Here is a 26402-nt window from a genome sequence, read left to right as displayed (position 1 = left end):
GTGCATCCCGTGCATCCGTAGACGCCGAACGGCGGGAACCCATTACAGGGACGGCACGGGACAGCACGGAACACCGAAGAGCGGAGAGAGCCATGACGGGCCTGCACTGCCTGGTCACCGGAGCCACCGGCTACATCGGCGGCCGGCTGGTGCCCGAACTCCTCGGCGCCGGCCACCGGGTCCGCTGCCTCGCACGCTCCCCGGAAAAGCTGCGCGACCACCCGTGGGCCGGACGAACCGAGATCGTCCGCGGGGACGTCACCGACCCGAAATCCGTCGCGGCGGCCCTGCGCGGCATCGACGTGGCCTACTACCTCGTGCACTCCCTCGGCACGGGCGCGGACTTCGAGGAACGCGACCGCGCCGCGGCCCGCGTCTTCGCCGGGCGCGCCCACGCCGCCGGGGTCCGCCGCATCGTCTACCTGGGCGGACTCACCCCCGCGGGCATCCCGGTCCACGCACTCTCCCCGCACCTGCGCTCACGCGCCGAGGTCGGCGAGATCTTCCTCGCCTCGCCGGTGCCCGCCACCTACCTGCGCGCCGCCGTCATCATCGGGTCCGGCTCGGCCTCCTTCGAGATGCTGCGCTACCTCACCGAACGCCTCCCCGTCATGATCACCCCGAGCTGGGTCGGCACCAGCTGCCAGCCCATCGCCGTGCGGGACGTGCTGCGCTACCTCGTCGGCAGCGCCACCATGCCGCCCGAGGTCGACCGGGCCTTCGACATCGGCGGCCCGGACGTGGTCACGTACGAGGAGATGATGCGGCGCTACGCGGTCGTCGCCGGGCTGCCCCACCGGCTCATCCTGCGCGTCCCCATGCTCACCCCGCGGCTGTCCAGCCACTGGATCGGGCTCGTGACGCCCGTACCGCGGGCACTGGCGCGGCCGCTCGCCGAATCCCTGCGCCACGAGGTGGTCTGCGACGAGCACGACATCGCCCGGTACGTACCCGACCCGCCCGGCGCCCCCATCGGCTTCGACCAGGCCCTGACCCTCGCACTCCAGCGGGTGCGCGAGGCCGACGTGACCACCCGCTGGTCCTCCGCCGCCGTGCCCGGCGCGCCCAGCGACCCGCTGCCCACCGACCCCGGCTGGGCGGGCGGCAGCCTCTACACCGACCGGCGCGAACGCTCCGTCGCGGCCACCCCCGAAGCGCTGTGGCGGGTGGTGGAGGGCATCGGCGGCGACAACGGCTGGTACTCCTTCCCCCTGGCCTGGGCCGTACGGGGCTGGCTGGACCGGCTCGTCGGCGGGGTCGGCATCCGCCGCGGCCGCCGCGACGCGGCCCGCCTCCGGGTGGGGGACTCCCTCGACTTCTGGCGGGTGGAGGAGATCGAACCGGGCCGCCTGCTGCGGCTGCGCGCGGAGATGCGGCTGCCGGGCCTCGCCTGGCTGGAGATGTACGCGGAGCCCGCGCCGGCCCCCGGCCCGGCCCCCGGCCCGGCCCCCGCCGGGGGGCCACGGCCGCGGTCGACGTACCGCCAGCGCGCCCTGTTCCACCCGCACGGGCTGCTCGGGCACCTGTACTGGTGGAGCGTGTCCCCCTTCCACGCGCTGGTCTTCGGCGGGATGGCCCGCAACATCGCCCGCGCCGCCGAACGCCTCGACCGGCAGGCCGGCCGGGGCGCCCCCGCATCCGCGGCGGCCCCCGCCGCCGAAGTACCCCACGACAGCCGTCCCCCACAGCCCTGACGCGGAGCGAGAGCCATGAACGTCGCGGTCGTCCTGTACACCTCCGACCTGCGCCTGCACGACCATCCACCGCTGCGCGCGGCACTGTCCTCCTGCGACCAGGTGGTGCCGCTCTTCGTCCGCGACCGCGCCGCCCCGGTCGCCTCCTTCAGCGCCCCCAACCGGCTCGCCTTCCTCGCGGACGCTCTCGCCGACCTCGACTCCGCACTGCGCGACCGCGGCGGCCGCCTCGTGGTCCGCTCCGGCACCGACGCCGTCGCCGAGGTCTGTGCCCTGGTGCGCGAGTGCGACGCCGACGAGGTCCACATGGCGGCCGGGGTCAGCGGCTACGCCCGGGCCCGCGAGGAGCGCCTGCGCGCCGCGCTCGAAGCCGAAGGCCGCCGGCTCTACGTCCACGACACGGTGGTGACCGCCGTCGCGCCCGGAGCCGTGCTCCCGGCCGGCTCCGACCACTTCGCCGTCTTCACGCCCTACCTGCGCCGCTGGGCGGACCTGCCCCTGCGAGCCGTCTGGGCCGCCCCGCGCTCCGTACGCGTCCCCGACCGCGTCGGCTCCGAGCCGCTGCCCGACCGGACCGCCGTCGCCGGAGTCTCGCCGGGCCTGGCGCGGGGAGGCGAGAGCGTGGCCCGCCGCCTCCTGAAGGGCTGGCTGCGCTCCGGGATCGAGGGTTACGAGGAGGCCCACGACGACCTCGCCGGCGATGCCACCTCCCGCCTCTCGCCGCACTTGCACTTCGGCACCCTCTCGCCCGTCGAGGCCGTCCACCGCTCCCGGGCGCTCGGCGGCCCCGGCGCCGCGGCCTTCGTCCGGCAGCTGTGCTGGCGGGACTTCCACCACCAGGTGCTCGCCGCCCGGCCCGCGGTCGCGACCGCCGACTACCGGGCCCGGCAGGACCGCTGGCGCACCGGGCCGGCCGCCGAGGAGGAGATCCAGGCCTGGAAGGACGGCCTCACCGGCTATCCGGTGGTCGACGCGGCCATGCGCCAGCTGCGCCACGAGGGCTGGATGCACAACCGCGGCCGGCTGCTCGCCGCGAGCTTCCTCACCAAGACCCTGTACGTGGACTGGCGGACCGGGGCCCGGCACTTCCTGGACCTGCTCGTGGACGGGGACCTCGCCAACAACCAGCTCAACTGGCAGTGGGTGGCCGGGACGGGCACCGACACCCGGCCCAACCGCGTCCTGAACCCCGTCCGCCAGGGCCTGAAGTACGACCCCGACGGCGCCTACGTGCACCGCTGGGTCCCCGAACTCGCCGGCCTGACCGCACCGCGCGTGCACGAGCCGTGGCGGCTGCCCGCACCGGAGCGGGCCCGGTACGACTACCCCGAGCCGGTGACCGGGCTGGCCGACGGGCTGGACCGCTTCCGCCGGGGGCGCGGCCTCGGCTGACCTCCCGCCCGGCGTCCGCGCCGTACCGTGAACGGGTGGAGCCCGCGCCGCCGACCGAACCCGGCCCGACCGAACCCGGCCCGACCGAACCCGGCCCGACCGAATCCGCTCGGGGCGGGCCCGACGCCGCGCTGAGCACCGGGGCCGTCGCCCGGCACCTCGGGGTCTCGCCGACCACCCTGCGGTCCTGGGAGCGCCGCTACGCCATCGGCCCCGCCTTCCGGGAGGACGGGCGGCACCGCCGCTGGACCCCGCGGGACATCGCCCGCCTGGAGCTGATGTGCCGGCTGACCGCGCAGGGCGTGCCCCCGTCCGAGGCGGCCCGGGCCGCCCTCGGCGGGACCCCCGGCCCCTGCGCCGCCGCCGTGCCCCGGGCCGCGGCCGGGGCGCCGGGCGGGCCCAACGCCCTTCCGCTGGGGGAGGTCCGCCCGGCCTGCAGGGGACTCGCACGGGCCGCCGTACGACTCGACGCACCGGCCGTGACGGACCTGCTGGCCGCGGCCCTGGCGGAGGACGGCCTGGTGACCGCGTGGGAGGAGGTCCTCGCGCCGACCCTGCACGCGGTGGGTCGCAAGTGGGCCTCGGCCGGGGAGCGTTACGTGGAGGTGGAACACCTGCTGTCGTGGCAGATCTCCGCGGCGATGAGCCGGATCCGACCCGTGGCGGAGCGGCCGCGGACCCGGCCGCTGCTCCTCGCGTGCGCGCCGGGGGAGCAGCACAGCCTGCCGATCGAGGCGTTGACCGCGGCCCTCGGGGAACGCGGCCTGCCCGTGCGCATGTTCGGCGCGGCGCTGCCCGCCGACGCCCTGCGCGACGCCGTGCGGCGCACCGGCCCGCGTGCCGTCGTGCTGTGGGCGCAGTCCCGTACGACCGCCGACGAAGCCCTGGCCCGGTCGGTGGCCGCCATCGAGTGGGGGCCGCGCGGGGCACGCGGACACCCGGCGCTGCTGCTGGCCGGGCCCGGCTGGGGGACCCGCAGCGCGGCCCCGCGCACCGAGCGGCTGTTCGGGCTGCGCTCGGGCCTGGCCGTCATCGAATCGCTTGCGGCGGGTGCGTCTGCAGTGACCGGCGCAGCCCGCGCAGCGCCCGCCGCATATGGCTCTTGACGGTGCCCAGCGGCATCCCGGTGCGCTCCGCGATCTGCGCCTGGGTCAGGTCCCCGTAGAACGCGAGGCGCAGTACCCGCCGCTGCGCCGACGGCAGCCGGGCCAGCTCGCCGAGGACCACCAACCGCTCCACGACCTGCTCCGGCTCCGGCTGCGGGCCGGGGCGCGGACCGCAGCGCCGGGCGGCGTCGGCCACCCGGGCCCGCCGGGTCCGCGCGTCCAGGGCGTCGGCCACCTTGTGCCGGGTGATCCCGGTCAGCCAGGCCCCCAGGCCGCCGGGGCCCGGGCGGTAGCCGCCGCGGCCGCGCCAGGCGGCCAGGAAGACCTGCTGGGTCACGTCCTCGGCTTCCCGCTCGTCGCCCAGCGCGCGCCGGGCGAGGGAGTGCACCAGCGGCCGCCAGCGCCGGTGGACCGCTTCCATGCAGGCCTCGTCGCCCGCCGTGAAACCGGCCGCGACACGTTCCTCGCGCTCCACCTCGTCCATGTCCCGAGCCTCGCCATCGAGGGGCGCGGGGCCAACTCGCATCGTTTGCGCATCGAATCCGCCGGGACACGCCCGCCGAAACCCCCGGCGCCGCCGCGCCGCAGGCCTTAGGGTCCGAGACGTGAGTGACCTGCTGCTGGTGAGGCACGGAGAGACCGAGTGGAGCGCGAACGGGCGGCACACCGGCCGCACCGACGTCCCCCTGACCGCGCGCGGGGTCGAGGAGGCCGTCTCGCTGGCCCCCTTCTTCCGGGACCGGCAGCCGGCCCTCGTGCTGACCAGCCCGCTTCGCCGGGCCGTCGCGACCGCCGACCTCGCCGGCCTCGCCGGCGGAGTGAGCGACCCCGACCTGTACGAGTGGGACTACGGCGGCTACGAGGGCGTCACCACCGCCGAGATCCTGCGGGACCGGCCCGGCTGGTCCCTGTGGACCGACGGGGTCCCGCCCGGGGACGCGGAGCACCCCGGTGAGAGCGCCGCCGAGGTGGGCGCCCGCGCGGACCGGGTACTGGCCCGGGTGGCCGACGTACTGCGCGCGGACCGCGGCAACGCCGTCCTGGTCGCCCACGGCCACCTGCTGCGGGTGCTCACCGCCCGCTACCTGGGACTGCCGCCGCAGGACGGGCGGCTCTTCCTGCTGCGCACCGGCACCTTCAGCGTGCTCTCCACCGAGCACGGGCTCCCGGTGATCGCGGGCTGGAACACCAGCCCCTGAAGGCCCTCCCGTCTCGCGCGCCGACGGCCGTTGCGTGACGATGCGTACATGGCCCACCAAGGCGAGGGCGGCGATCCGGCGGGCGTGCTCCCGGAGGCGGACGCGGGGCTCAAGGCCGGCGCGATCGGTTTCCTCGACGCGCTCGTCATCGGTTTGAACTCCACCTCGCCCGCCTACTCGCTGGCCGCCGTCATCGGCCCGATCGTGGCCCTGGCCGGGATCTACGCACCGGGCGTGATGCTGGCGTCCTTCGTGCCGATGCTGCTGATCGCCGCCGCGTTCTACTACCTCAACAAGGTCGACCAGGACTGCGGGACCACCTTCTCGTGGGTGACGCGCGCCATGGGCCCCTGGGCGGGCTGGCTCGGCGGCTGGGCCATCGCCATGACCGGCGTACTCGTCATCGGCTCCCTCGCCGACGTCGCCGTGCACTTCGGCCTGCTCGCCGCGGGCCTCGACGGCTGGGCCGCGAACGAGGCCGTCCGTCAGGGCCTCACCGTCCTCGTGATCCTCGTGATGACGGCGATCTGCGTCATCGGCACCGAGATGTCGGCCCACCTCCAGGACGTCCTCATCCTCGCCCAGGTGTTCTTCCTGCTGGTCTTCGCCGTCGTGGCCATCTACCGGATCTACGCGGGCACCAGCACCCTCGACTCGATCGAGCCCTCCATCGGGTGGCTCAACCCCTTCGGCGCAGGCGGCGCCGCCCTCACCGGCGGACTGCTGCTCGGCGTGTTCATCTACTGGGGCTGGGAGTCCGCGGTGAACCTCACGGAGGAGGTCGAGGACTCCGCCACCGCGCCCGGCAAGGCCGGGATCTGGTCGACGGTGGTGCTGCTGGTCACCTACCTGTCCGTCGGATTCGCAGTCGTGGGCTACGCCGGGACCACGTTCCTCGCCGAGAACGCCGGGGAGGAGGAGGCCGTCTTCGCCGTGCTCGCCCACGAGGTCATGGGCGGCTGGGACTGGGTGGTGCTCCTCGCGGTCTGCACCTCCGCCCTGGCCTCCACCCAGACCACGATCATTCCCGCCTCGCGCACCGCCCTGTCCATGGCCCGCCGGCACGCGCTGCCCCCGCACCTCGCGCACATCCACCCGCGCTTCCGGACCCCCGACGTGAGCACGTGGTGGGTGGCAGCCATCGCCATCGGCTGGTACCTCGTCGTCAACCAGATCAGTGAGAACGCGCTGCTCGACTCGCTGACCGCGCTGTCCCTGCTCATCTCCTTCTACTACGCGCTCACCGGCCTGGCCTGCGCCGTCTACTACCGCCGCCACCTGCTGGAGAGCGTGCACAACTTCCTGCTCATCGGCCTCGGGCCGGTGGTCGGGGCGGCCCTGCTGGCCTGGCTGTTGGTGGAGTCGATCGGCGACATGTCGAATCCGGAGAACTCGGCGGGTGGGATCGCCTGGTTCGGGCTCGGCCCCCCGCTGGTCATCGGGATCGCCATCGCCGTCGTCGGGGTGCTGGTGATGTGCTTCTGGCGGCTGCGGGACGGCCGCTTCTGGCAGGAGCGGCGCGGGGTGGCCGACCCGGCCCTCGTACACGCCAAGAAGGCGAAGCCGCGGCCGGGGTCCGAGTCGGGGGCCGAGTCGGGGCCCGGGCCGGATTCCGAGCCCGAGTCCGAGCCAGAGCCCTGAGGAGGCCGCCCCATGTCCGTCGTCCTCGGGTACGACGAGTCGCCCGGCGCGGAGCGCGCCCTGCACGTGGCGCTGGAGGTGGCCGCCGCCTTCGGCGAGCCGCTGGTGCTCGTCTACGGCGCGGCGGCCCCCGGAGCGACCGGGGAGGAGTCCCGCGCCCACCGCGAGGCCGTTCGCGAGGCCGGCCGCAGCGCGCTCGCCCGCGCCGTGACGGCGGCCGACGAGGCGGGTGTCCCCTCCACGGTCGAGGTGGTCGACGAGAAACCCGCCCAGGCCCTGCTGGACGCGGCCGAGCGGCACCGGGCCCGCGTGATCATCGTCGGCAGCTGGGGCGACAGCCCGATCCGCGGCGCCCTCCTCGGATCCACCCCCCACAAGCTCCTGCACCTGTCACCGGTGCCGGTGCTGTGCGTTCCGACGGGCGACGCGGATCAACCGTAGGTCGGTCCGTTGGCATCCATCTGGCCGACAGAAAGCCTGCCTGGCTGTACCAATGGCCCAGTGTCAAGCCCATGACTTGAGCCAGTGGGCCCCCGGGTGCTTATCTGTGCCCTATCCAAGTACTTACGGCGCCGCGCGGCGCCGGACGGCAACGACGCCGGTCCGGAGCGCGGCGCCTTCGCTGTGCCCGTACCCCGCCCACCACCCCGGGCGGACGCGGGCCCGCGTGCGCCATCGCAAGGGGGGCGGCACACCGCCGTGAAGAGGATGTTCGTGGCTCCGGATCCGGGGCGTATGAGACTCAGGAACTCGCTGCGCGCAGTGATCGGCGTGGCCGCCGCCGTGGCCGTGGCGGAGCTGTGCGGCCTGTCCCTGACCGCTTCCATCACCGGCGGCCTGACGGCCCTGCTCGCGCTCTTCACGGTGCTCGACTCGACCTTGAGCGCCCAGCGGGTCACCACCGCGCTGCTGCCCGTCGCCGGCTTCCCCGTCCTCGCGCTGGCCACCACCCTGCACGGGGTGCCCCTCGCCCGCGACGCCGCCTTCCTGGCCGTCGTCTTCGCCGGGGTCCACGCCCGCCGCTTCGGACCGCGCGGGCACGCCCTCGGGATCTTCGGCTTCATGATGTTCTTCGTCACCCAGTTCCTGCACGCCGTCCCCGCGCAGCTGCCCGAGCTGTACGCGGCCGTCGGGCTGGCGCTGCTGTCCGCCGGCGCGGTCCGCTTCGGGCTGTGGCCCATCGAGCGGCGCACCCCGCCCGCCGCCGCCCCGCCCCCGCTGCCCGGAACCGGGCTCGCCCGCCCCACCACCCGCCAGGCCTTCCAGGCCACGGCCGCCTGCGCCTTCGCGCTCGGCATCGGTCAGGTGCTGTCCGAGGACCGCTGGTACTGGGCCGTCGGCACCGCGTGGTGGATCTTCGTCAACACCGCCTCGCGCGGCGAGACACTGGTACGCGGCTTCCGCCGAGTCCTCGGCACCGTCGTCGGCATCGCCGCCGGACTGCTGGTCGCCGTCCCGCTGCACGGCGCCCCCGCGCCCACGGCCGCACTGGTCGCCGTATGCGTCTTCGGCATCTTCTACACCGCCGCCCCCTCCTACTCCTGGATGATGTTCTTCGTCACCGTGATGGCGGGCCTGCTCTACGGGCTCCTCGGCGTGCTCCACCCCGGGTTGCTGCTCCTGCGCTTCGAGGAGACCGCGGTCGGCGCGCTGGGCGCGGCCCTCGCGGTCGTCCTCGTCCTCCCCGTGACCACCCACGCCGCCAACGACGCCTGGATCCAGCGCGCCCTGCACTGCGTACGGGCCTCCACCGCCGCCTCCCTCGACCGGCTGGCCGGGGACCCGGCGGCCGATCCGGGCCCGCACGCCGCCGAGCTCGAACTGCTGCTGGGCCGGGTACGGATGGCGCTCGCGCCCCTCGTCCACCCGCTGAGCCCCCTGCGCGCCCGCAAGGCCAGGGCCCGGCAGGTCCTGGCGCTGCTCGACGACTGCGCCCGGGAGGTGCGCGGGCTGGTTGCCGTCGCCGCCGACCCGCAGGCCTCGCACGACGCGCGACTGGCCGCGGCCTGCTGGCGCGTGGAGGCGGCCGTGGAAGCCCTGACGGCCCCGGACAGTGCCGCGGAACTCGCCGCTCCGGCGGCACCCCGCCCGGCCGCCGCCGAGCCCGCCCTCGTCCATCTGCACGGCCTGGAGCACGCCTTGGCGGCCCTGCACGGCCCGCTGCGGACCCACCCGCGCTCCCCGCTGGTCATCAGCGCCTGACCGCGCGGGCGACCCCTGCGGCAGGGCCCGGGCAGTGGGCGGATATTACGGCGTGTCAGCCCCCTCCCGCAGCCCCATCGATGAAGATCACTCGGACGAGTGTTCCCCACGCTCCTGTCGTACGGCGTTGACCTGCGGCATGTACAACGGGTGATTGTTCATTGCACATTCATCCGGCATGTACAGGGTGGATCTGGTAGGACAGGGGGTAACGGCCCGGAATGGAAATACTTCAACAGCGCTCCACCACCGCTCAGGTGTGGGAAGCGGCCGAGGAGTTCATCCGGATGTTCCATCGGGAGCATCCGGACTCCGGTGATCCGCGTGCCAGGCTCGCCGCCGTACGGACCGAGCTCGCGGAGACCGGCACCTACCGGCACACGCCGCAGGAGCTGGCCCATGGGGCCCGAGTGGCCTGGCGGAACAGTAACCGGTGCATAGGCAGGCTGTACTGGAACTCGCTGAGGGTGCGCGACCGCCGCGAGCTCACCGACGCCGACCGGATCGCAGACGAGTGCTTCGAGCACCTGCGCGAGGCGACCAACGGCGGCCGCGTCCGCCCCACGATCACGGTCTTCGCGCCCGACACCCCGGACCGCCCCGGCCCGTTGATCTGGAGCGAACAGCTCGTCCGGTACGCGGGCTACGGAGACCACCCGTCCATAACCGTCGGCGATGCCCGCAACGCGCCGCTCACCGAGGCCCTGCTGCGGCTCGGCTGGACGGGCGGCGCCGGCACCCCCTTCGACCTCCTCCCGCTCGTGGTCCAGGGCGTGGACGACAAGCCCCGCTGGTTCGACACCCCCGCGGACGCCGTGCTGGAGGTGCCGATCGAGCACCCCGACGCCGACGCGGGCGGGGGCGGCTGGGCGGACTGGGGGCTGCGCTGGCACGCCGTACCCGCGATCTCGAACATGTGCCTGGAGATCGGCGGCATCCACTACCCGGCGGCCCCCTTCAACGGCTGGTACATGGGCACCGAGATCGGCGCACGCAACCTCGCCGACACCGACCGCTACAACCTCCTGCCCGCCGTCGCCCGCAGGCTCGGCCTCGACACCACCAGCGACCGCTCGCTCTGGAAGGACCGCGCGCTCGTCGAGCTCAACCGCGCCGTGCTGCACTCCTTCGACCGGGCCGGCGTCACCATCGCCGACCACCACACCGAATCCCGCCGCTTCCTGACCCATCTGGAGAAGGAGGAGCGCAAGGGGCGCGACGTGGGCGCCGACTGGTCCTGGATCGTGCCCCCGATCTCGGGATCGGCAACCCCGGTCTTCCACCGCACGTACGAGGACCGGCCGAGCGCGACCGCCTACGTGCACCACGACGGCGCGCAGGAAAGGGCCCAAGGGCGGGATTTGGTCTAGACCCTTCTGTTACCGTCGCTCCGGACGGATCCGGAACGGCGGAGAGGGCGATCCCGTGGGCGGCGCGAACAGTACGGACCACAGCGGCGGACACCGGGCCTGGATCGGCTCGTTCACCTCGGGGGGCGGCCGCGGTGTCACCACCGCGGCCGTGGATCCGCTCACCGGAGCGCTCACCACGCTCACGGCCACCGACGTCCTCGCGGACCCCTCCTACCTCGCCCACGACCGGCGCACCGGCGTGCTCTACGCGGTGAGCGAGACCGAACGGGGCGCGGTCGGCGCCTTCGAGACCACCGCCGACGGGCTGACCGCCCTCGGGCCGGCCGTGCGCGTCGGCGGATCCGGGCCCACCCATCTCAGCGTGGCCGGGCGCCGGCTGCTGGCCGCCAACTACACCTCCGGCAGCGTCAGCAGCCTTCCGCTCGCCGCCGACGGCGCGATCGCGGGTCCCGCCTCCGTGCTCGCCCACCGGGGCTCCGGCCCCGACGCCGGCCGGCAGGAGGGGCCGCACGCCCACCAGGTGCTGCCCGACCCGAGCGGCCGCTGGGTGCTCAGCACGGACCTCGGCACCGACTCGGTACGGATCTGCGCGCCCGACCCGGCCACCGGGAGCCTGCGGGTGCACTCCGAGACCGTGCTGCGCGCCGGGACCGGCCCCCGGCACCTCGTCTTCCACCCGGGAGGCGAGGTGGCCTACGTCCTGCACGAGCTGGAGCCGCAGCTGACCGTCTGCCGGTGGAACGCGCAGTCCGGGCAACTGGAACCGGTCGGCGAGGTTCCGGTCGCCTCCGCGGGCGCTCCAGGCGGCGTACGGGCCTACCCCTCGGCGATCGTGGCCTCGCCCGACGGCCGGTTCGTCTGGGCGGCCGTGCGCGGAGCCGACGTCATCGCGACCTTCTCCCTGGCCGGCGGCGCCGAGAAGCCGCAGCTCACCGGCACCGTGCCGTGCGGCGGCAGCTGGCCGCGCGACCTCGCGGCCGACCCCTCCGGGCGCCGGCTGTACGCGGCGAACGAGCGCTCCGGTGACGTCACCTGGTTCGACGTCGACCCGCTGACCGGGCAGCCGCGCCGGGCGGGCTCGGTCGCGGTGCCCGCCGCCACGTGCGTGGTCTTCGGCTGACCCGACCCGCTCCCAGGCCCGTACGCGCGAGGGCCCGTACCCCCGCAATCCCGGGGTACGGGCCCTCGTCGCGCACGGGGCGGGTCAGTGGGCGGCGGCGCTCGGCGCGAGGCCGAGCGCGGCGGAGTACTGCGTGACGGCGAGCTTGCCGAGCGCCGAGTACGCGCCCAGCACCTCGGCGGTGGCGCAGTCGGCCTCCTTGCACGCGGTGTCCAGCAGGCCGTCGGCGGCCTCCGGGCCGATCAGGTACGGGGCCAGCGCGAGCTGCGTGGAGCCCTCGCGGCGCAGTTGCTCGGCCGTCGCGGCCACCGAGCCCTCCTCGTCCAGCGCGGCCGCCATCACGGGAACCGCGAGGCGGGCGGCCAGCAGCATGCCGGTGATCCCGGCGGCCTTCACGGCCTCTTCGCCGCCGGTGGTGGCCAGGATGATGCCGTCGGCGGCCGTGGTCACCGAGAAGAGCCGGGCCCGGTCGGCGCGGGACAGGCCCGCCTCGGACAGCCGCACGTGCAGGCCCTCGGCCAGCAGCGGGTGCGGACCGAGTACGTCGGCCAGCTCGGCGGCGGCCGAGGAGTCCATCAGGGCCTGGCGCATGCGGCGCAGCAGGCCCCCGTCGGGGCCGGCCAGCAGCGGAACGACCACGGCGTCGGGGCCGGTCGGCCTGGGCACCTCGTGCCCGGCGGCGCGGGCGAACTCCGCGCGCGCGACACGCTCCTGCGCGACGGCGGTCAGCACGCCCGACAGGGACGGGAATTCGGTGGCGTCGTCACCGTCGAGGAAACCGACGCGGGCGTCAAGGCCCGGCAGCTCGGAGCGGCCGATGCTGATGATCTCGTCCGCGAGCCCCCGCGAGGCGGCCGAAGGGGCACCGGGCACGGCGAGCACCAGCGCGGGCGCGCCCTCGGGCGCCACCGCGGGCTCGGGCCGGCGGTGCCGTCCGGTCTGGCGGGGTCGCGGCATTCGTACGGGCAGGCCATTTGCGGGCCCAGTGGGGGAGCTCATGGCGCCGCATGCTACTGGCTTATCGGAACGGGGTGTTCGGGCAGGGCCTAATCGGGCGGCATCTGTCCGTATTTATCCGTTGAATGTCATATACGGTTCAACCAATCGTTCAACTGCCCGGTCAACCGGAGGACGGCAGCCGCCAGTCCACCGGCTGGGCTCCCTGCCGTGCCAGCAGGTCGTTGGTCCGGCTGAACGGCCTGGAGCCGAAGAACCCGTTGTCGGCGGACATGGGGGAGGGGTGGACGGACTCCACGGCCGGCAAGTCCCCCAGCAGCGGCCGCAGATTGCGGGCCTCGCGGCCCCACAGCACCGAAACCAGCGGCTTGCCGCGCGCCGCGAGCGCCCGGATCGCCTGCTCGGTGACGGCCTCCCAGCCCTTGCCCCGGTGGGCGTTGGGCTTGCGCGGGGCGGTGGTCAGCGAGCGGTTGAGCAGCAGGACGCCCTGCCGGGCCCACGGGGTCAGGTCTCCGTTGTCGGGGCGGGGCATCGCGAGGTCGGCGTGGAGCTCGCGGAAGATGTTGTCCAGACTGGGCGGCACCGGGCGGACGTCGGGCGCCACCGAGAAGGAGAGGCCCATCGCGTGGCCCGGGGTGGGGTACGGATCCTGGCCGACGATCAGCACCCGGACCTCGTCGAAGGGCTGCTGGAAGGCGCGCAGCACATTCACCCCGGCCGGCAGGTACGTTCTCCCCGCCGCGATCTCGGCGCGCAGGAAGTCGCCCATCGCGGCGATCTGCCCCGCCACCGGCTCCAGAGCACGGGCCCAGCCCGGCTCGACGATCTCGTTCAACGGTCGTGCTGCCACGTCGGGTCACTCTACTGGCCGATCAAGGCCGCCCGCACGCACAGCACGTCCGGCAGGTGCCCGGCCAGCAACTGCCAGCTGTCGCCGTCGTCCTGGCTGGCGTAGAGCTCGCCGTTGCGGTTGCCGAAGTAGATCCCCGCCGGGTCCGCGTCGTCGGTGCAGAGCGCGTCGCGCAGCACCGTGCCGTAGTGGTCACCGGCGGGGAGGCCCTTCGTCAGGGGTTCCCAGGTGGCTCCCGCGTCCCGGGTGCGAAAGACGCGGCAGCGGTGGCCCGCCGGGACCCGGTCGGAGTCGGCATTGAGCGGGAAGACGTAGGCGGTGTCGGGCCGGTGCGGATGGGCGGCCACCGCGAAGCCGAAGTCCGAGGGCAGCCCCGCGCCGATGTCGCTCCAGCGGGCCCCGGCGTCGTCGCTGCGGTACACGCCCCAGTGGTTCTGCAGGTACAGCCGGCCGGTGTTCCCGGCGTCCTGTGCGATCTTGTGCACGCACTGCCCGAACTCGGGATGCGGATCCGGCAGGAACACGGCCGAGACCCCGTCATTGGACGGGGCCCAGCTCGCCCCGCCGTCCCGGGTCCGGAAGACCCCGGCGGTGGAGACCGCCACGGTGATCGCGTCCGGGTCGGCCGGGTCGGTGATCACCGTGTGCAGGCCCTCGCCACCGCCGCCCGGCACCCATCCCGACCGGGTCGGGTGTTCCCACAGCGGCCGCACCAGCTCGAAGGACTCGCCGCGGTCGGCCGAGCGGAACAGTGCGGCCGGCTCCGTCCCCGCGTAGACGACGTCGGGGGCCTCGGGGCCGGCCGGATGCAGCTGCCAGACCCGCTCCAGTGAGGCGCCGGTGTCCTTGGGGAACTTCACCGCGGCCGCGGCGGGTTCCCGCCAGGTCGCGCCCAGGTCGTCGGAGCTGAACACGGACGGCCCCCAGTGCGAGCTGTCCCCGCCGACCAGCAGCCGGGGCGCGGGACCGCGCCGGTCGATGGCGACCGCGTAGACGGCCTGGGCGTTGAAGTGGGGCCCGTCGAACTCCCACGGGCCGCCGTCACTCCGGCGGCCGATGAACAATCCCTTGCGGGTTCCGGCGAGCAGCACTACGTCGGTCATGGCCGACACCTCCGGACGTCGTTGTCCTGCATGGCAGCGTTTCCGCCAGTCTGCACCCGGCCACTGACAGCGGCCGGTCGCCGCGCGCGCGGCCGACCGGTTGTACGGGAGGTCTCGTACTACGAGGGATTTCGTAGTACGGTGACTCTCGTACTTAGTCGCCGGTCCCCGGTGCGTCCGGTCACCTCTGGAGAGCCCTCATGAGCGCTGCCCCCGCTGCCTTCGCCGCCCTGTTCCAGCCGTGGACCATCCGCTCGGTCACCATCCCGAACCGGGTGTGGATGGCCGCGATGTGCCAGTACAGCGCCGAGGCCTTCGGCCCGGACGCCGGAGTGGCCCACGACTGGCACTTCGCGCACTACGCGGCCCGCGCCGCCGGCGGCACCGGCCTGATCATCCAGGAGGCCACGGCCGTCGCCCCGGAGGGGCGGATCTCGCCGTACGACCTCGGCATCTGGAACGACACCCAGGTCGAGGCGCTGCGCCGGATCACCTCCTTCGTCAAGGCGCAGGGCGCCGTCCCCGGCATCCAGCTCGCCCATGCCGGCCGCAAGGCCTCCACCGACCGCACCTGGAAGGGCGGGCGCCCCGTCGGACCCGACGCGCACGGCTGGCAGCCGAGCGCCCCGAGTGCCGTGCCGTTCGCCGAGGGGCACCCGGTCCCGCACGAGCTGACGGCCCGGGAGATCCGGGAGGTCGTGGAGCAGTTCGCGGCCGCCGCCCGGCGCTCGCTCGCCGCCGGGTACCAGGTCGTGGAGATCCACGGCGCCCACGGATACCTGATCGGCCAGTTCCTCTCCCCGCACAGCAACAAGCGCACCGACGCGTACGGCGGCTCCTTCGAGAACCGCACCCGCCTCGCCCTCGAAGTCGTCGACGCCGTACGAGCCGTGTGGCCCGGGGAACTCCCGCTGTTCTTCCGGATCTCCGCCACCGACTGGCTGGAGGAGGACGGCTGGACCGCCGACGACACCGTCCGGCTGGCCGCGCTGCTCCAGGAGCACGGCGTGGACCTGCTCGACGTCTCCACCGGGGGCCTCGCGCCCGGCGTGAGCATCCCCGTCGGCCCCGGCTACCAGGTGCCCTTCGCGGCCCGCGTCAAGGCCGAGACCGGCCTCCCCGTCGCCGCCGTGGGTCTGATCACCGAACCGGAGCAGGCCGAGAAGATCCTGGCCAACGGTGAGGCCGACGCCGTCCTGCTGGGCCGGGAGCTGCTGCGCGACCCGTACTGGGCCCGGCGCGCGGCCGCCGAGCTCGGCGCCGAGATCCGTACGCCCGACCAGTACCACCGCTCCTGGTGAACCGGGTGCGGCGCGGAGCCCACACCCCGCGCCGCACCTTCCGCCCCGGCGCAGCCCCCGGTGCTACGACGGTTCTCGTACGATGGACCCCGACCCCGGATCACCCCAGCGAGTGGAGCACGGACATGGCGGAACGTGACGCGGCCCGCGCCCTCGCCCACCCCGAGGCCGCCGAGATCCGGCTCGAAGGCGTCCTGCACGCCCTCTCCGACCCGGTCCGGCTGTCCATCGTCCGCGACCTCGCGGCCACGGACGCCGAGCTGGCCTGCTCGTACTTCGAGCTCCCGGTCACCAAGTCCACGACCACGCACCACTTCCGGGTCCTGCGCGAGAGCGGTGTCGTACGCCAGTGCTACCGCGGCACCACCAAGCTGAACGGGCTGCGCCGCACCGAACTGGAGGAGCTGTTCCCCGGGCTCCTGGACAGCGTCCTGACGGCGGCCGCCGCCGAGGAGACGCGGCTCGTCGGCTGATCAGCCGGTCCGGCCGGCGGCCGCGCCCAGCAGGCCCTTCCAGTCCGGGATCTTCACGGAGCGGCGGCCCAGCGACTGCCCCAGCTCCACCTCCGCCGCCTCGATGGCCAGCCAGCCCGGCCACTCCACCGGCCGCAGCCCCGCCTCCCGCAGCGCCTCCAGCGGATCTTGCGGCAGCGCGCGCCGGGCCAGTTCCCCCGCGTCCTGGAGCAGCGAGGAGGCCGTCTCCTTGGCGCAGGGCCGGTTGGTGCCGATCACCCCCGTCGGTCCTCGCTTGATCCAGCCCGCCACGTACTCCCCGACCGAGGCGCGGCCCGCGCGCACGACCCGCCCCGCCGCGTGCGGGACCGTACCGGTGGCCTCGTTGAACGGCAGGCCCGGCAGCGGGACGCCCTGGTACCCCACCGAACGCAGGACCAGCTGCGCCGGGATGTCCTCGTAGGCGCCCGTCCCGGTGACCCCGCCGCGGCCGTCGGGGACCGTCCGCTCGAACCGCACCGCCCTCACGCGGCCGTCAGGCCCGCCGAGCACCTCCACCGGGCGCAGGAAGAACCGCAGCGCGATCCGCCGCTCGCCGCCCCGCGGGGGCTCGGCGGCCCAGCCGCGCAGCACCTCCACATTGCGCCGGTTCACCGCGGGCAGGGCCGCGCCCGGGTCGGCATAGGCGGGGTCGAGGGCCAGCTCCGCGGGGTCCGCCACGGCGTCCACGCCCGGCATCGTGCCCAGCTCGCGCAGCTCCTTGGTGGTGAACTTGCCCTGGGAGGGACCGCGCCGGGCCACCATGCACACCTCGCGCACCCCGCTGGCGCCGAGCGCACCGAGGGCCGCGTGCGGCATGTCCGTCGGCGCCAGCTCCGGTACGCCGCGGGCCAGGATCCGCGTCACGTCCACGGCGACATTGCCCGCCCCGACCACGATCGCCGCGTCCACCCCGGGTAGGTCGAAGGCCTCGGCCGCCGCGTCCGGGTGGCCGCTGTACCAGGCCACGAAGGCGGTCGCGGAGTGCACCCCGGCCAGTTCCTCGCCCGGAATCCCCAGCAGCCGGTCCCGGGCGGCGCCCACGCAGTACACCACCGCGTGGTACAGCTCCAGGAGCCGGTCGGTCGGCAGCTGCGGTCCGCCGACCTCGACGTTCCCGAGGAAGCGGATCCGCTCGTCCTCCAGCACCGTGCGCAGGCTGCCCTGCAGGGACTTGATCTTCTCGTGGTCGGGGGCCACCCCGTACCGCACGAGCCCGTACGGTGCCGGCAGCCGGTCGAGCACGTCGACGCGCACGCCCGGGACCTCACGCTGCTGGACCAGTGTCTGCGCGGCGTAGACCCCGCTGGGGCCCGATCCGACGACGGCGATACGAAGCACGGCGGAGCTCCTCCCGCAGGTGCTCCCAGCATGACACCGGGCACCCGCGGCGTCAGCTCATCGCGCGCATTCGGTGGATCTCGGCGCTCTGGGTGGCCACGACCTCGTTGGCCATCTCCTCGACCGCGACGTTGTTGCCGCCGGACAGCGCCTCGCCGGCCATCTTCAGCGCGCCCTCGTGGTGGGCGGTCATCAGCCGCAGGAAGAGCCGGTCGAAGTCCGTTCCCCTGGCCGCCGCCAGCTCGTCGAGCTGCTGCCGCGTCGCCATGCCCGGCATCGCGCCGTGGTCGTGCTCGGGGCCGCCGGTCCCGGTGCCTGCGGGCGCCGGGTAGCGCCCCAGCCACCGCTCCATCGCGCCGATCTCGGGCTGCTGGGCGGCCGTGATCCGCTCGGCGACGCGCCTGACCCCCTCGGCCGAGGCCCGGTCCGGCGCCAGCGCGCTCATCTCCAGGGCCTGGCGGTGGTGCTCGACCATGTTCCGTACGTACGTCTGGTCGGCCGCGTTGGGGCTGTCGTCGGGCCGTTCTTTCGCGGCCTGTTCGGGGGAGAGGGTGCGGGACTTCTCGCCCGGCCTGCCCGGTGCGATCACCGAGGCGGCGCCGTCTTTCGTCCCGTTCTTCCCGCCTTCCTCCTCGCAGCCGGCGAGGGCGAGGAGCAAGGAAGCGGCCAGGGTCGCCCCGGCCATTCGACGGAGTAAGCCTTTTGCCATGTCCATGAAAGGAAGATACTGCCGGGGTCCTGGTTCCGTTCCCATCCCGAGCGGAACCCGACAGGACTCCCATGGGAGGCACAATGACCTCGTTGCGCACCAGCAGAGCGGGTACCCGGAGTCTGGCGGGAGCCGCCTTCGCGGTGACCGGACTCCTCGCCACGCTCCTCGCCGCGGGCCCGGCATCGGCGAGCCCGGATCCGGGGGACTTAACACCCGGCGGCGCCGGCTCCCGCCAGAGCGCGAACGCCGCCTCGGACGGCCGGGAACTCGCGCCCGGCGAGATCCCCGGCCAGGACGAGATCGTCCACAGCCGGAACATCAAGCAGCTGGCCAACATCCCCAGTTCCGACCCCACCGGCATCAACTCCGACCTGGCCTTCCAGGGCAAGTACGCCTACGCGGGCAACTACTCGGGGTTCACCATCTACGACATCGGCAATCCGAAGGCCCCCAAGACGGTCTCCCAGGTGCTCTGCCCGGGCGGCCAGAACGACATTTCCGTCCAGGGGGACCTGCTCTTCCTCTCCACCGACTCCTCGCGCAGCGACGACTCCTGCAACAGCGTCTCGCAGCCCGCCACGGAGAAGTCCTCGTGGGAGGGCATCAAGATCTTCGACATCAAGGACAAGAAGAACCCCAAGTACATCAAGTCCGTCGAGACCAACTGCGGTTCGCACACCCACACCCTGGTGCCGGGCGACCGCGGGGACGTCTACCTCTACGTGTCCTCGTACTCGCCGAGCGAGGCGTTCCCCGACTGCCAGCCGCCGCACGACGGCATTTCGGTGATCAAGGTCCCGAAGAAGGCGCCGACCCAGGCCGCGGTCGTCTCCTTCCCGATCCTCTTCCCGGACGGCGGCAACCCCGGCGGGCCGACGAACCCGGGCGTCTCCAAGACCACCGGCTGCCACGACATCACGGTGCTGCCGTCCAAGAACCTGGCCGCCGGCGCCTGCATGGGTGACGGCATCCTCTTCGACATCAGCAAGCCCGAGCAGCCGCGGGTGATCGACCGGGTGCAGGACAACGTGAACTTCGCGTTCTGGCACTCGGCCACCTTCAACGAGCAGGCGAACAAGGTGGTGTTCACCGACGAGCTCGGCGGCGGGGGCGGCGCCACCTGCAACGAGGCCACCGGCCCGAACCGGGGAGCCGACGGGATCTACGACATCACCGGCCGGGGCGACCAGCGCAAGCTCGTCTTCCGCGGCTACTTCAAGATCCCGCGCCACCAGGCCGACACCGAGAACTGCGTGGCCCACAACGGCTCGCTGATCCCGGTCGGCGGCGGCCGCGACATCATGGTGCAGGCCTGGTACCAGGGCGGCGTCTCGGTGTGGGACTTCACCGACTCCGCCAAGCCCAAGGAGATCGGCTACTTCGAACGCGGCCCGCTCAGCACGGACACGCTGCAGGTCGGAGGCTCCTGGTCGGCGTACTACTACAACGGGCACATCTACTCGAACGACATCACCAAGGGCCTCGACGTGCTGCGGCTCGACGACTGGCGCACCGAGAGCGCGAAGGGGGTGTGGCTGGACCGGCTGAACGTGCAGAGCCAGCCCGAGTACCGGTAGCGGCAGCGGTCAGCGGCCGGCCAGGCCGGTCGTCAACGCGGAAACGTTCCGTCGGGCGGTCCGCCGTCCGGCGGGACACCGAGCTCCCAGTCCAGCCCGTAACGCTGGAACAACTCGGCCCGCAGCCGTGGCCCCGGCATCGGCGCGCCCGGCAGCAGGACCGCGACCACCGCGCCCATCAGCAGCGCCCGCAGCAGCGGGTAGTCGGTGTCCACGTCCGGTGAGCCGTACCGGGTGACGGTGTCCCGCAGCAGCTCGGCGAGCCGCTGCTGCTCGGGGCACTGCACGAAGCCCTCGGCCTGCAGGATGCCCGCCATGTGCGTGCGCATCAGCAGCGGGTGGTCGCGGGCCAGTCCCAGGATCGCGTCGATGGCGCGGGCGAGCCGCTCGCGGCCGTCGTCGCTGCACGGCTCGTGCTCCAGCGCCGCCTCCAGGGTGAGGTGCATCAGCCGGTGCACCGCCGACTGGAGCAGGTGCCGCTTGCCCGGGAAGTAGTACGAGACCAGGCCGCGCGCCGCCCCCGCCCGGTCGGCGATGTCGCCGAGCGTCGTGGACTCGTAGCCGCGTTCGCCGACGAGATCGACCGTGGCCTGGAGCAGCCGCTCGCGGGAACGTCTGCGCAATTCTTCATTGACCGATGCGCTGCGCGGGGACATGCTTACTCCTGCGTTGACTGGCTTCCAGCCAATATACTCAGCGCGCGGGGCCGTCTGCTCTGGGCGACGCGGGGGATCGCCCAGAGCAGGCACATCCGCACTACATCCGCACGACATCCGCGCATGCGGAACTTCAGGTCAGGGCAGGTCCAGCGTCGGCGGCTCTGGCTCGTACTGGTGTGGCGTGTCGCCCTGCCACTCGATCAGCGCGGACTCGTCGCCGAGGACCACCTCGTCCGGCTCCGGCACCTCGATGCGGCGCAGGAACTCGATCACGTCCGCATCCGAATGGGCGACGCCGAGAGGGGTCTCCGTCCCCTGCACGCGGATGGTGACCCGCCGGCCGCCCGACGCGGAGATCCGGTGCACGACGATCGGCGCATGATCCATGCCCCCAGCCTGCTGCCGGATCGGCCCGGCCGCATCCGGGCCGGACCGCGCGCTTACGCCAGAGTGCTCAGCGCCGGCACGAAAGCCACCAGCAGCGGCACCGCGGGCACCAGCGTGGCCAGCGCCGTCAGCTGCACCCTGCGCCCCGCGGACAGTCGGGGCGCCGCCGACAGCAGCCGCCGGACCCGCTGCGGGACGTGCGCCTGTGGGGTCGAGTACGGCCCGAACACCCCGCTGTCCTCGTTCAGCCCGACCAGCGCCAGCGCGACCGTGAGCCGCCCGAACCGCCGCGAGGCCACGTCGTCCGCGGCCAGCTCCACCAGCCGGTGCATCTCCTCCTCGAACGCCGCGAACACCGGCACCTGCGGGAACCCGCCGGACAGCGCCCGCGAGCAGTGCAGCAGCCAGTCGTGCCGCGCCGCCGCGTGCCCCTGCTCGTGCGCCAACACGGCATCCAGCTGGCTGCCCTTGAGCCGGCCCAGCGCCGCGGTCGTGACCACCAGCCGAGGAGCGGCTCCGGGCAGCCACCAGCTGGCCGGCCGCTGCCCCTCCAGTACGACGAGCCGTACGCCCGCGGGGTCCTCCCCGGGCAACAGCGGTGCCCGCAGCAGCAGTTCCGCGCCCTGTGCGCGCCGCCGGGCGCGGGCCCGCAGGACCTCCCGGGTCAGCATCGCGCCGGTCCACAGTCCGCAGCCGGCCAGCGCGAGCGCGGTGCCGACGGCCCAGGCGCCGCCCGCGGAGCCCAGAGCGTAGGCGTCGACCACGCCGGTCGGGGCGGCGGCGAACAGCCGGCCCCGTACCGCCTGCCAGGCGGCGGCCGCGCTCAGCAGCATCGACAGCGCGAAGCACAGCAGTACCGCGCCCACCACGCACTGCCACACCCACAGGGCGACGACCGGTTCACGCTCGGGCCACCGGGCCCGCGCCAGCAGACGGGGGGCGAGCATCGCGGTCAGGGCGCCGAGCAGCAGGAGTGCTGCGGGGACCATCATGTTCCCCACCTTATGAGCGCCCGGCTACCTGGGGGTATGGTCCGGGCGATTGGTGACGCAGCACACTTCGCCACCGCCCCCTCCCGGCGTCACATGGCCAGCAGCATCGCCAGCATCCCCGTCCCCATCGCCAGCCGGCAGGCCCGGATCAATTCGGTGCTCCCGCCCTGCCCGCCGCCCGCGCTGCCGCCCCCCGCGCCCACCGTGACCAACCGGGCCCCGCCGAACACCACGTACCCGGCGTAGTAGACGAGCAGCAGCCCGGTCAGCAGCGGCAGTCCGGCCGTCCCTGCGTGCCCGTGCCCGTGTCCCGGACCGGAGCCGGCGGCCAGGGCCATGTAGACCATCGTCAGCGAGCCCACGAGGTGGTGGGTGTGGTGCGCCCCGGCCCGCAGCAGCCACACCGAGTGCAGGGCGGCCGCGCAGAAGACCGCCGACAGGACGGGCGCCTGCCAGCCCCCGCCGGTCCCGAGCGGCAGCGCCATCAGCGCCATCCCGAACCCCATCAGCGCCTCCCCGGCGGCCGCCGATCCGCCGCGCGACGCGCTGCCCGGTCTGTGCACCCGTCCCAGGCAGTACGCACCGCTCCCCGCGCACAGCAGGACCAGCAGCCAGGCGGAGACGGAGGAGGAGAGGGACATCGCGGGACCGTGCACGGCGGAACCTCCCGGTTCGTCGGCGTCACCGGAAGAGATGCCCGGGCGGGGAGGTCCGCACGCCGGACAGGGATAGGCTCTGCGTGCCGGACCGGGCATGTCATATGCCAAGCAGAGAACGGAGCCATCCGATGTCGACCGCCGAATCCCACACCCTGAGCTTCCGCAGCGCCGTCGAGTCCGACGTGCCGGAACTCGTGGCGCTCGTCGAATCGGCGTACCGGGGTGAGGCCAGCCGTGGCGGCTGGACCACCGAGGCGGACTACCTGGAGGGGCAGCGCACCGACGAGGACGGCGTCCGCCGGGTCATCGAGACCCCGGACGGCATCCTCCTCGTCGTCGAGCGCGGGGGCGAGCTCGTGGCCTGCTGCCAGCTCGAACACCGCGGGGACCACGTCTACTTCGGGATGTTCGCGGTCCGCCCGGGGCTCCAGGGCGGCGGACTCGGCAAGGAGATCCTCGCCGAGGCCGAGCGCCGCGCCCGGGAGCAGTGGGACGCCAAGGAGATGCGGATGACGGTGGTGAACGTACGCGAGGAGCTCATCGCCTACTACGTGCGCCGCGGCTACCGGCGCACCGGAGAGATGAGCCCCTTCCCCTACGGAGACGAGCGCTTCGGCGTCCCGCTCCGCGCAGACCTGGCCTTCGAGCTGCTGGTCAAGCCGCTGTAGGCGGACTTCGTCAGGCGGTGAAGCGGCCCGTGCTGCGGATCTCCGGGAAGTCGGTGACCACGCCGTCCAGTTCGAGTGCCCGCGCCAGCCGCAGCTGATCCAGGGTGTTGACCGTCCAGCCGGTCACCCGCAGCCCGGCCGCGTGGGCCTCCTCCACGGCCTCCAGGCTGACCTGGCGGATGTTCAGGGCGACCGTCTCGGCACGGACGGCCCGCGCCCGGTCCACCAGGGTCCCGCGGGCGGCCTCGGGCCGTTCCGCGTACAGGCTGGTCCGTACGCCGGGCACCAGCCGGGCCACCTCGCCCAGCACCGCGTCGTCGAAGGAGGCCACCTCCACCCGCGCGGTCAGGTCCCGGCTCGTCAGCAGTTGCGCGAGAACCCCGGCGGCGGCTTGGTCCCGGACCGACACCTGGAGCGGGGCCCGGACCGCGTCCAGGGCTTCCTCCAGGACCGGCACGTGCTGGCCGCCACCGGCGTCCAGCTCGCGCAGCTCGGCCAGGGTCAGGTCGGCGACGGCTCCCGAGCCGTCGGTGGTCCGGTCCACCTCGGCGTCGTGCAGGACGACCAGGGCGCCGTCCTTGCTGAGTCGCAGATCCAGCGCGATGACGTCCATGCCGGAGCGTTCCGCGCGGACGAAGGACCGCAGGGTGTTCTCCGGTTCGACACCCATGACCCCGCGGTGACCGATGGTGAGGAAAGTCAAGGTTCTCTCGCTTCCGTCGACGGCGGCTCCCCGCGCGGTCGCGGTGTCCCTACCGGCCGCGCGCGGTGAGGACGCATGCTAGTGCGCCACGGGTGCGATGGGACCGCCCGTGCAGCGGCCCGCACACACCCTGCGGCCGTTGTCCGTCCGGGCCTTGGGCCCGCGGCGGGTGCCGTCGCGGTGTCGCGGTGTCACCCGGGCGTGGGCGCGTCCCCATCGCCTTGACGGCCCGGGCCGAAGGCCCCGCCGGGCGCCGCCGGACCGGCCCCGGCGGCCAGATCGGCGGCGAGGTGCGCGAGGTCCGCGAGCAGTGCCTCGCCCAGCTCCAGCTCCGCCAGGTGCTGGCGCTCGCTCCAGCGCAGCGCCAGCGCCGGGAAGGCCCACTGCGGCACCTCGCCCGCGTGCTCCATGGCCTCCCGTACGGCGGCCAGTTCGCCCCGCGTGCGCTCCAGGTGCTCCTCCACCATCGTGCGCAGCCGCTCCGGCTCGGCCAGGTGCCCGAGCCAGACGCGCAGCAGCAGCCCGTGCTTGAGCACCGGGGGCCCGGCCTCGGCGGTGTCGCGGGCCCAGCCGGCCAGCGCCGCGCGTCCGGCCTCGGTGATGGCGTAGCGGCGCTTGGCCCGCGCCTCCTCGGGCCCCGAGCGCGCGGAGGCCGCGTAACCCAGTTCCTCCAGGCGGCGCAGTTCGGCGTAGATCTGGCTGATGGCGGGCGACCAGTAGAAGAAGCGAAGTGAGGCGTCGGCCCACTTCTTCAGCTCGTACCCCGTCCGTTCCCCGGGGAAGGACAGCAGGCCGAGCACCGCCCACGCGGTCGGCGGCAAGTCCTCCCGCCTCTTCTCCTGCTGCTTCTCTTGCTTCTTCGACGTCTGACTACTAGTCATATTCCTAATTGAAGTAAGAGCGGGCACGGGACGCAACCCTGGAGGCATCGTGAAGTTCTCCGTGATCTTCGAAGCTCAGCTGGCAGACCCGACGGTGGAACGGGAGCATCAGGTGATCCGCGACTGCGTCGAGCAGGCGGTGCTCGCGGAGCGGATGGGATTCGACCGGATCTGGGCGGTCGAGCACCACTCGCTGAAGTGGTACGCCCACATGAGTGCTCCCGAGATCTTCCTGACCTGGGTGGCGGCCCGGACGGACACCATACGCATCGGGCACGGAGTCGTGTGCATGCCCTTCAACTTCAACCACCCGGTCCGGGTCGCCGAGAGGGCCGCGATGCTCGACCTGCTGTCCGGCGGGCGCTTGGACCTGGGCGCCGGACGCGGGGGCACCGTGCAGGAGACCTCGCTGTGCGGGGTCGACCGGGACCGCACGGCGGCGGAGGTCGAGGAGGCGCTGCGGATCATCGGGAAGGCCTGGCAGGAGGAGGAGCTGGAGTACCACGGGGAGCTGATCGACATCGATCCGCACCCGATCCTGCCGCGTCCGCGGCAGCGCCCGCATCCGCCGCTGTTCCTGGCGTGCAGCCGGGGCGAGACGTTGGTGCAGGCGGCGGAACTGGGGATCGGGGCGCTGGTGATGGGCTTCGCCGGACCCGAGTCGATCGCGGCGATGCGGTCCGTCTACGACGCCGCGATCGCCGGGCGGGACGGGAGCCGCTTCGTGTCCACCGTCGTCAACGACCACTTCTCGGTCCTGTGTCCGACGATCGTGCTCGACGATCCGCAGGAGGCGCGCCGGATCGGCACCCGGGGGCAGCGGTTCTTCGCCCAGTCGATCGGCCATTGGTACGGCGGCGCCGGCGTCCCGGACGAGGCGGTGGTCGAGGGCGCCGACGAGGCGGCGGACATGCGCAGGGCCGCCGAGCAGGTGGTGGCCCGGCTGAACGAACAGGACATACCGGTCCGGCCCACGTCCACGGCCACCTTCAACGCCGACCACGCGTACGGCAGCGCGGACGACGCCATCGCCTACGTCGAGAGGCTCCGGGAGGCGGGGGCCGACGAGATCATGTGCCTGATCCAGATGGGCACCGTGCCGCAGGAGGCCTGTCTGGAGACCCTGCGGCAGTGGGGCGAGAAGGTCATCCCGCACTTCGCGGACCGGCGGACGGGGGGCGGGGACGCGTGAGCGCCGACGAGCGGCCCGCGCCCGCCGCGCCGACCGCCCCCGCGGACCGGCTCGATCCCGCGGACCGGCTCGATCCTGCCGCCCGGCCGTACGTCGATGCGATGGCCGCCCGGTTCCCCGATCTCGGCGGGACCGTCACCGATGCCGTCGAGGCCCGCCGGATCCTCGCCGCCGGGGTCGCGGCCGCGGCCGCGGGCGCGGC

26 protein-coding genes and 1 pseudogene are annotated in these 26402 nt (G+C 73.7%); 15 read left to right on the top strand and 12 right to left on the bottom strand.

Annotation, left to right across the window (positions count from 1 at the left end; translation table 11 throughout):
- Positions 1–92 precede the first annotated feature (92 nt).
- The 3 genes from ACFWBF_RS05075 to ACFWBF_RS05065 are packed head-to-tail and all read left to right on the top strand — an operon-like array spanning position 93 to position 4192.
- Complete coding sequence (locus ACFWBF_RS05075; protein WP_385595362.1) at positions 93–1694, top strand: SDR family oxidoreductase; 1602 nt, start codon at positions 93–95, stop codon at positions 1692–1694.
- 15 nt (positions 1695–1709) lie between these two features.
- Entirely contained in the window at positions 1710–3086 is a 1377-nt protein-coding gene (locus ACFWBF_RS05070) for a cryptochrome/photolyase family protein (protein ID WP_385595359.1), read from the top strand.
- 35 nt (positions 3087–3121) lie between these two features.
- Complete coding sequence (locus ACFWBF_RS05065; protein ID WP_385595356.1) at positions 3122–4192, top strand: MerR family transcriptional regulator; 1071 nt, start codon at positions 3122–3124, stop codon at positions 4190–4192.
- Here the strand turns inward: ACFWBF_RS05065 and ACFWBF_RS05060 are convergent.
- Entirely contained in the window at positions 4116–4676 is a 561-nt protein-coding gene (locus ACFWBF_RS05060; protein WP_385595353.1) for an RNA polymerase sigma factor, read from the bottom strand. The genes ACFWBF_RS05065 and ACFWBF_RS05060 overlap by 77 nt on opposite strands.
- Positions 4677–4797: 121 nt before the next feature.
- Here ACFWBF_RS05060 and ACFWBF_RS05055 point away from each other — a divergent pair, with 121 nt between their 5' ends.
- The 6 genes from ACFWBF_RS05055 to ACFWBF_RS05030 all read left to right on the top strand — a co-directional run bounded on the left by ACFWBF_RS05055 (position 4798) and on the right by ACFWBF_RS05030 (position 11727).
- Complete coding sequence (locus ACFWBF_RS05055; protein WP_385595350.1) at positions 4798–5391, top strand: histidine phosphatase family protein; 594 nt, start codon at positions 4798–4800, stop codon at positions 5389–5391.
- 48 nt (positions 5392–5439) lie between these two features.
- Complete coding sequence (locus ACFWBF_RS05050) at positions 5440–7032, top strand: APC family permease (RefSeq protein WP_385595348.1); 1593 nt, start codon at positions 5440–5442, stop codon at positions 7030–7032.
- A gap of 12 nt (positions 7033–7044) precedes the next feature.
- The gene (locus tag ACFWBF_RS05045) at positions 7045–7473 is read left to right on the top strand and encodes a universal stress protein (protein ID WP_385595345.1); all 429 of its coding nucleotides are present in this window, start codon (positions 7045–7047) and stop codon (positions 7471–7473) included.
- Between the two features lie 267 nt (positions 7474–7740).
- On the top strand, positions 7741–9234 hold the full coding sequence (locus ACFWBF_RS05040) for an FUSC family protein (protein WP_385595718.1): 1494 nt from the start codon (positions 7741–7743) through the stop codon (positions 9232–9234).
- A gap of 221 nt (positions 9235–9455) precedes the next feature.
- The gene (locus tag ACFWBF_RS05035; RefSeq protein ID WP_385595342.1) at positions 9456–10604 is read left to right on the top strand and encodes a nitric oxide synthase oxygenase; all 1149 of its coding nucleotides are present in this window, start codon (positions 9456–9458) and stop codon (positions 10602–10604) included.
- Positions 10605–10659: 55 nt separating this feature from the next.
- A complete protein-coding gene (locus tag ACFWBF_RS05030; RefSeq protein WP_385595339.1) occupies positions 10660–11727 on the top strand; it encodes a lactonase family protein in 1068 nt (355 codons plus the stop codon).
- 84 nt (positions 11728–11811) lie between these two features.
- Here ACFWBF_RS05030 and ACFWBF_RS05025 read toward each other — a convergent pair whose 3' ends face one another.
- The 3 genes from ACFWBF_RS05025 to ACFWBF_RS05015 form a co-directional block, all read right to left on the bottom strand.
- Complete coding sequence (locus ACFWBF_RS05025) at positions 11812–12726, bottom strand: sirohydrochlorin chelatase (RefSeq protein ID WP_385595336.1); 915 nt, start codon at positions 12724–12726, stop codon at positions 11812–11814.
- A gap of 121 nt (positions 12727–12847) precedes the next feature.
- On the bottom strand, positions 12848–13534 hold the full coding sequence (locus tag ACFWBF_RS05020) for a uracil-DNA glycosylase (protein WP_385595334.1): 687 nt from the start codon (positions 13532–13534) through the stop codon (positions 12848–12850).
- Positions 13535–13545: 11 nt separating this feature from the next.
- Complete coding sequence (locus tag ACFWBF_RS05015; protein ID WP_385595331.1) at positions 13546–14637, bottom strand: WD40/YVTN/BNR-like repeat-containing protein; 1092 nt, start codon at positions 14635–14637, stop codon at positions 13546–13548.
- 200 nt (positions 14638–14837) lie between these two features.
- On the opposite strand from ACFWBF_RS05015, the gene ACFWBF_RS05010 reads away from it, so the two are divergent.
- Both ACFWBF_RS05010 and ACFWBF_RS05005 read left to right on the top strand, forming a co-directional pair.
- Positions 14838–15938 (top strand): NADH:flavin oxidoreductase/NADH oxidase, encoded by a 1101-nt coding sequence (locus ACFWBF_RS05010; protein WP_385595328.1) that lies wholly within the window; start codon positions 14838–14840, stop codon positions 15936–15938.
- 125 nt (positions 15939–16063) lie between these two features.
- The gene (locus ACFWBF_RS05005; protein ID WP_385595323.1) at positions 16064–16411 is read left to right on the top strand and encodes an ArsR/SmtB family transcription factor; all 348 of its coding nucleotides are present in this window, start codon (positions 16064–16066) and stop codon (positions 16409–16411) included.
- Here the strand turns inward: ACFWBF_RS05005 and ACFWBF_RS05000 are convergent, their stop codons facing one another.
- A complete protein-coding gene (locus tag ACFWBF_RS05000) occupies positions 16412–17770 on the bottom strand; it encodes an FAD-dependent oxidoreductase (protein ID WP_385595319.1) in 1359 nt (452 codons plus the stop codon). It abuts the gene before it with no gap.
- 52 nt (positions 17771–17822) lie between these two features.
- A complete protein-coding gene (locus ACFWBF_RS04995; protein WP_385595316.1) occupies positions 17823–18455 on the bottom strand; it encodes a DUF305 domain-containing protein in 633 nt (210 codons plus the stop codon).
- A gap of 107 nt (positions 18456–18562) precedes the next feature.
- On the opposite strand from ACFWBF_RS04995, the gene ACFWBF_RS04990 reads away from it, so the two are divergent.
- A complete protein-coding gene (locus ACFWBF_RS04990) occupies positions 18563–20059 on the top strand; it encodes an LVIVD repeat-containing protein (protein WP_385595313.1) in 1497 nt (498 codons plus the stop codon).
- Between the two features lie 32 nt (positions 20060–20091).
- On the opposite strand, the gene ACFWBF_RS04985 is transcribed toward ACFWBF_RS04990, so the two are convergent.
- The 4 genes from ACFWBF_RS04985 to ACFWBF_RS04970 all read right to left on the bottom strand — a co-directional run bounded on the left by ACFWBF_RS04985 (position 20092) and on the right by ACFWBF_RS04970 (position 22738).
- The gene (locus ACFWBF_RS04985) at positions 20092–20715 is read right to left on the bottom strand and encodes a TetR/AcrR family transcriptional regulator (protein ID WP_385595310.1); all 624 of its coding nucleotides are present in this window, start codon (positions 20713–20715) and stop codon (positions 20092–20094) included.
- 138 nt (positions 20716–20853) lie between these two features.
- Positions 20854–21105, bottom strand: a complete 252-nt coding sequence (locus tag ACFWBF_RS04980) for a hypothetical protein (protein ID WP_385595307.1) — start codon at positions 21103–21105, stop codon at positions 20854–20856.
- Between the two features lie 53 nt (positions 21106–21158).
- On the bottom strand, positions 21159–22097 hold the full coding sequence (locus ACFWBF_RS04975; RefSeq protein ID WP_385595303.1) for a M56 family metallopeptidase: 939 nt from the start codon (positions 22095–22097) through the stop codon (positions 21159–21161).
- An 89-nt stretch (positions 22098–22186) separates the two neighbouring features.
- The gene (locus ACFWBF_RS04970) at positions 22187–22738 is read right to left on the bottom strand and encodes a DUF5134 domain-containing protein (RefSeq protein WP_385595300.1); all 552 of its coding nucleotides are present in this window, start codon (positions 22736–22738) and stop codon (positions 22187–22189) included.
- Positions 22739–22884: 146 nt separating this feature from the next.
- Here ACFWBF_RS04970 and ACFWBF_RS04965 point away from each other — a divergent pair, with 146 nt between their 5' ends.
- Positions 22885–23424, top strand: coding sequence for a GNAT family N-acetyltransferase (locus ACFWBF_RS04965; protein WP_385595297.1), 540 nt, complete (start codon positions 22885–22887; stop codon positions 23422–23424).
- Between the two features lie 10 nt (positions 23425–23434).
- Here ACFWBF_RS04965 and ACFWBF_RS04960 read toward each other — a convergent pair whose 3' ends face one another.
- Both ACFWBF_RS04960 and ACFWBF_RS04955 read right to left on the bottom strand, forming a co-directional pair.
- Positions 23435–24127 (bottom strand): glycerophosphodiester phosphodiesterase, encoded by a 693-nt coding sequence (locus tag ACFWBF_RS04960; RefSeq protein WP_385595294.1) that lies wholly within the window; start codon positions 24125–24127, stop codon positions 23435–23437.
- A 191-nt stretch (positions 24128–24318) separates the two neighbouring features.
- A complete protein-coding gene (locus ACFWBF_RS04955; protein ID WP_385595291.1) occupies positions 24319–25008 on the bottom strand; it encodes a helix-turn-helix transcriptional regulator in 690 nt (229 codons plus the stop codon).
- Between the two features lie 49 nt (positions 25009–25057).
- Between ACFWBF_RS04955 and ACFWBF_RS04950 the strand changes: the two genes are divergently transcribed.
- Positions 25058–26200, top strand: a complete 1143-nt coding sequence (locus ACFWBF_RS04950; RefSeq protein WP_385595286.1) for an LLM class flavin-dependent oxidoreductase — start codon at positions 25058–25060, stop codon at positions 26198–26200.
- A pseudogene (locus ACFWBF_RS04945) lies at positions 26197–26402 on the top strand (hypothetical protein); the annotation flags it as partial. The gene ACFWBF_RS04950 and the pseudogene ACFWBF_RS04945, both read left to right, overlap by 4 nt.

Origin of the sequence: Streptomyces sp. NPDC060028, assembly GCF_042736725.1 — a bacterium.
In the GTDB taxonomy this organism is placed as follows: Bacteria; Actinomycetota; Actinomycetes; order Streptomycetales; family Streptomycetaceae; genus Streptomyces.
This window is presented reverse-complemented; position numbering and strand designations above follow the sequence as displayed.

Coding starts and splice junctions, on each gene's coding strand:
- ACFWBF_RS04990 (WP_385595313.1), top strand. CDS start 18,563: ATGACCTCGTTGCGCACCAGCAGAGCGGGTACCCGGAGTCTGGCGGGA.
- ACFWBF_RS04975 (WP_385595303.1), bottom strand. CDS start 22,097: ATGATGGTCCCCGCAGCACTCCTGCTGCTCGGCGCCCTGACCGCGATG.
- ACFWBF_RS05045 (WP_385595345.1), top strand. CDS start 7,045: ATGTCCGTCGTCCTCGGGTACGACGAGTCGCCCGGCGCGGAGCGCGCC.
- ACFWBF_RS04965 (WP_385595297.1), top strand. CDS start 22,885: ATGTCGACCGCCGAATCCCACACCCTGAGCTTCCGCAGCGCCGTCGAG.
- ACFWBF_RS04970 (WP_385595300.1), bottom strand. CDS start 22,738: ATGTCCCTCTCCTCCTCCGTCTCCGCCTGGCTGCTGGTCCTGCTGTGC.
- ACFWBF_RS05035 (WP_385595342.1), top strand. CDS start 9,456: ATGGAAATACTTCAACAGCGCTCCACCACCGCTCAGGTGTGGGAAGCG.
- ACFWBF_RS05050 (WP_385595348.1), top strand. CDS start 5,440: ATGGCCCACCAAGGCGAGGGCGGCGATCCGGCGGGCGTGCTCCCGGAG.
- ACFWBF_RS04955 (WP_385595291.1), bottom strand. CDS start 25,008: ATGACTAGTAGTCAGACGTCGAAGAAGCAAGAGAAGCAGCAGGAGAAG.
- ACFWBF_RS05060 (WP_385595353.1), bottom strand. CDS start 4,676: ATGGACGAGGTGGAGCGCGAGGAACGTGTCGCGGCCGGTTTCACGGCG.
- ACFWBF_RS05005 (WP_385595323.1), top strand. CDS start 16,064: ATGGCGGAACGTGACGCGGCCCGCGCCCTCGCCCACCCCGAGGCCGCC.
- ACFWBF_RS05075 (WP_385595362.1), top strand. CDS start 93: ATGACGGGCCTGCACTGCCTGGTCACCGGAGCCACCGGCTACATCGGC.
- ACFWBF_RS05040 (WP_385595718.1), top strand. CDS start 7,741: ATGTTCGTGGCTCCGGATCCGGGGCGTATGAGACTCAGGAACTCGCTG.
- ACFWBF_RS05070 (WP_385595359.1), top strand. CDS start 1,710: ATGAACGTCGCGGTCGTCCTGTACACCTCCGACCTGCGCCTGCACGAC.
- ACFWBF_RS05015 (WP_385595331.1), bottom strand. CDS start 14,637: ATGACCGACGTAGTGCTGCTCGCCGGAACCCGCAAGGGATTGTTCATC.
- ACFWBF_RS05025 (WP_385595336.1), bottom strand. CDS start 12,726: ATGAGCTCCCCCACTGGGCCCGCAAATGGCCTGCCCGTACGAATGCCG.
- ACFWBF_RS04985 (WP_385595310.1), bottom strand. CDS start 20,715: ATGTCCCCGCGCAGCGCATCGGTCAATGAAGAATTGCGCAGACGTTCC.
- ACFWBF_RS04980 (WP_385595307.1), bottom strand. CDS start 21,105: ATGGATCATGCGCCGATCGTCGTGCACCGGATCTCCGCGTCGGGCGGC.
- ACFWBF_RS05010 (WP_385595328.1), top strand. CDS start 14,838: ATGAGCGCTGCCCCCGCTGCCTTCGCCGCCCTGTTCCAGCCGTGGACC.
- ACFWBF_RS04995 (WP_385595316.1), bottom strand. CDS start 18,455: ATGGCCGGGGCGACCCTGGCCGCTTCCTTGCTCCTCGCCCTCGCCGGC.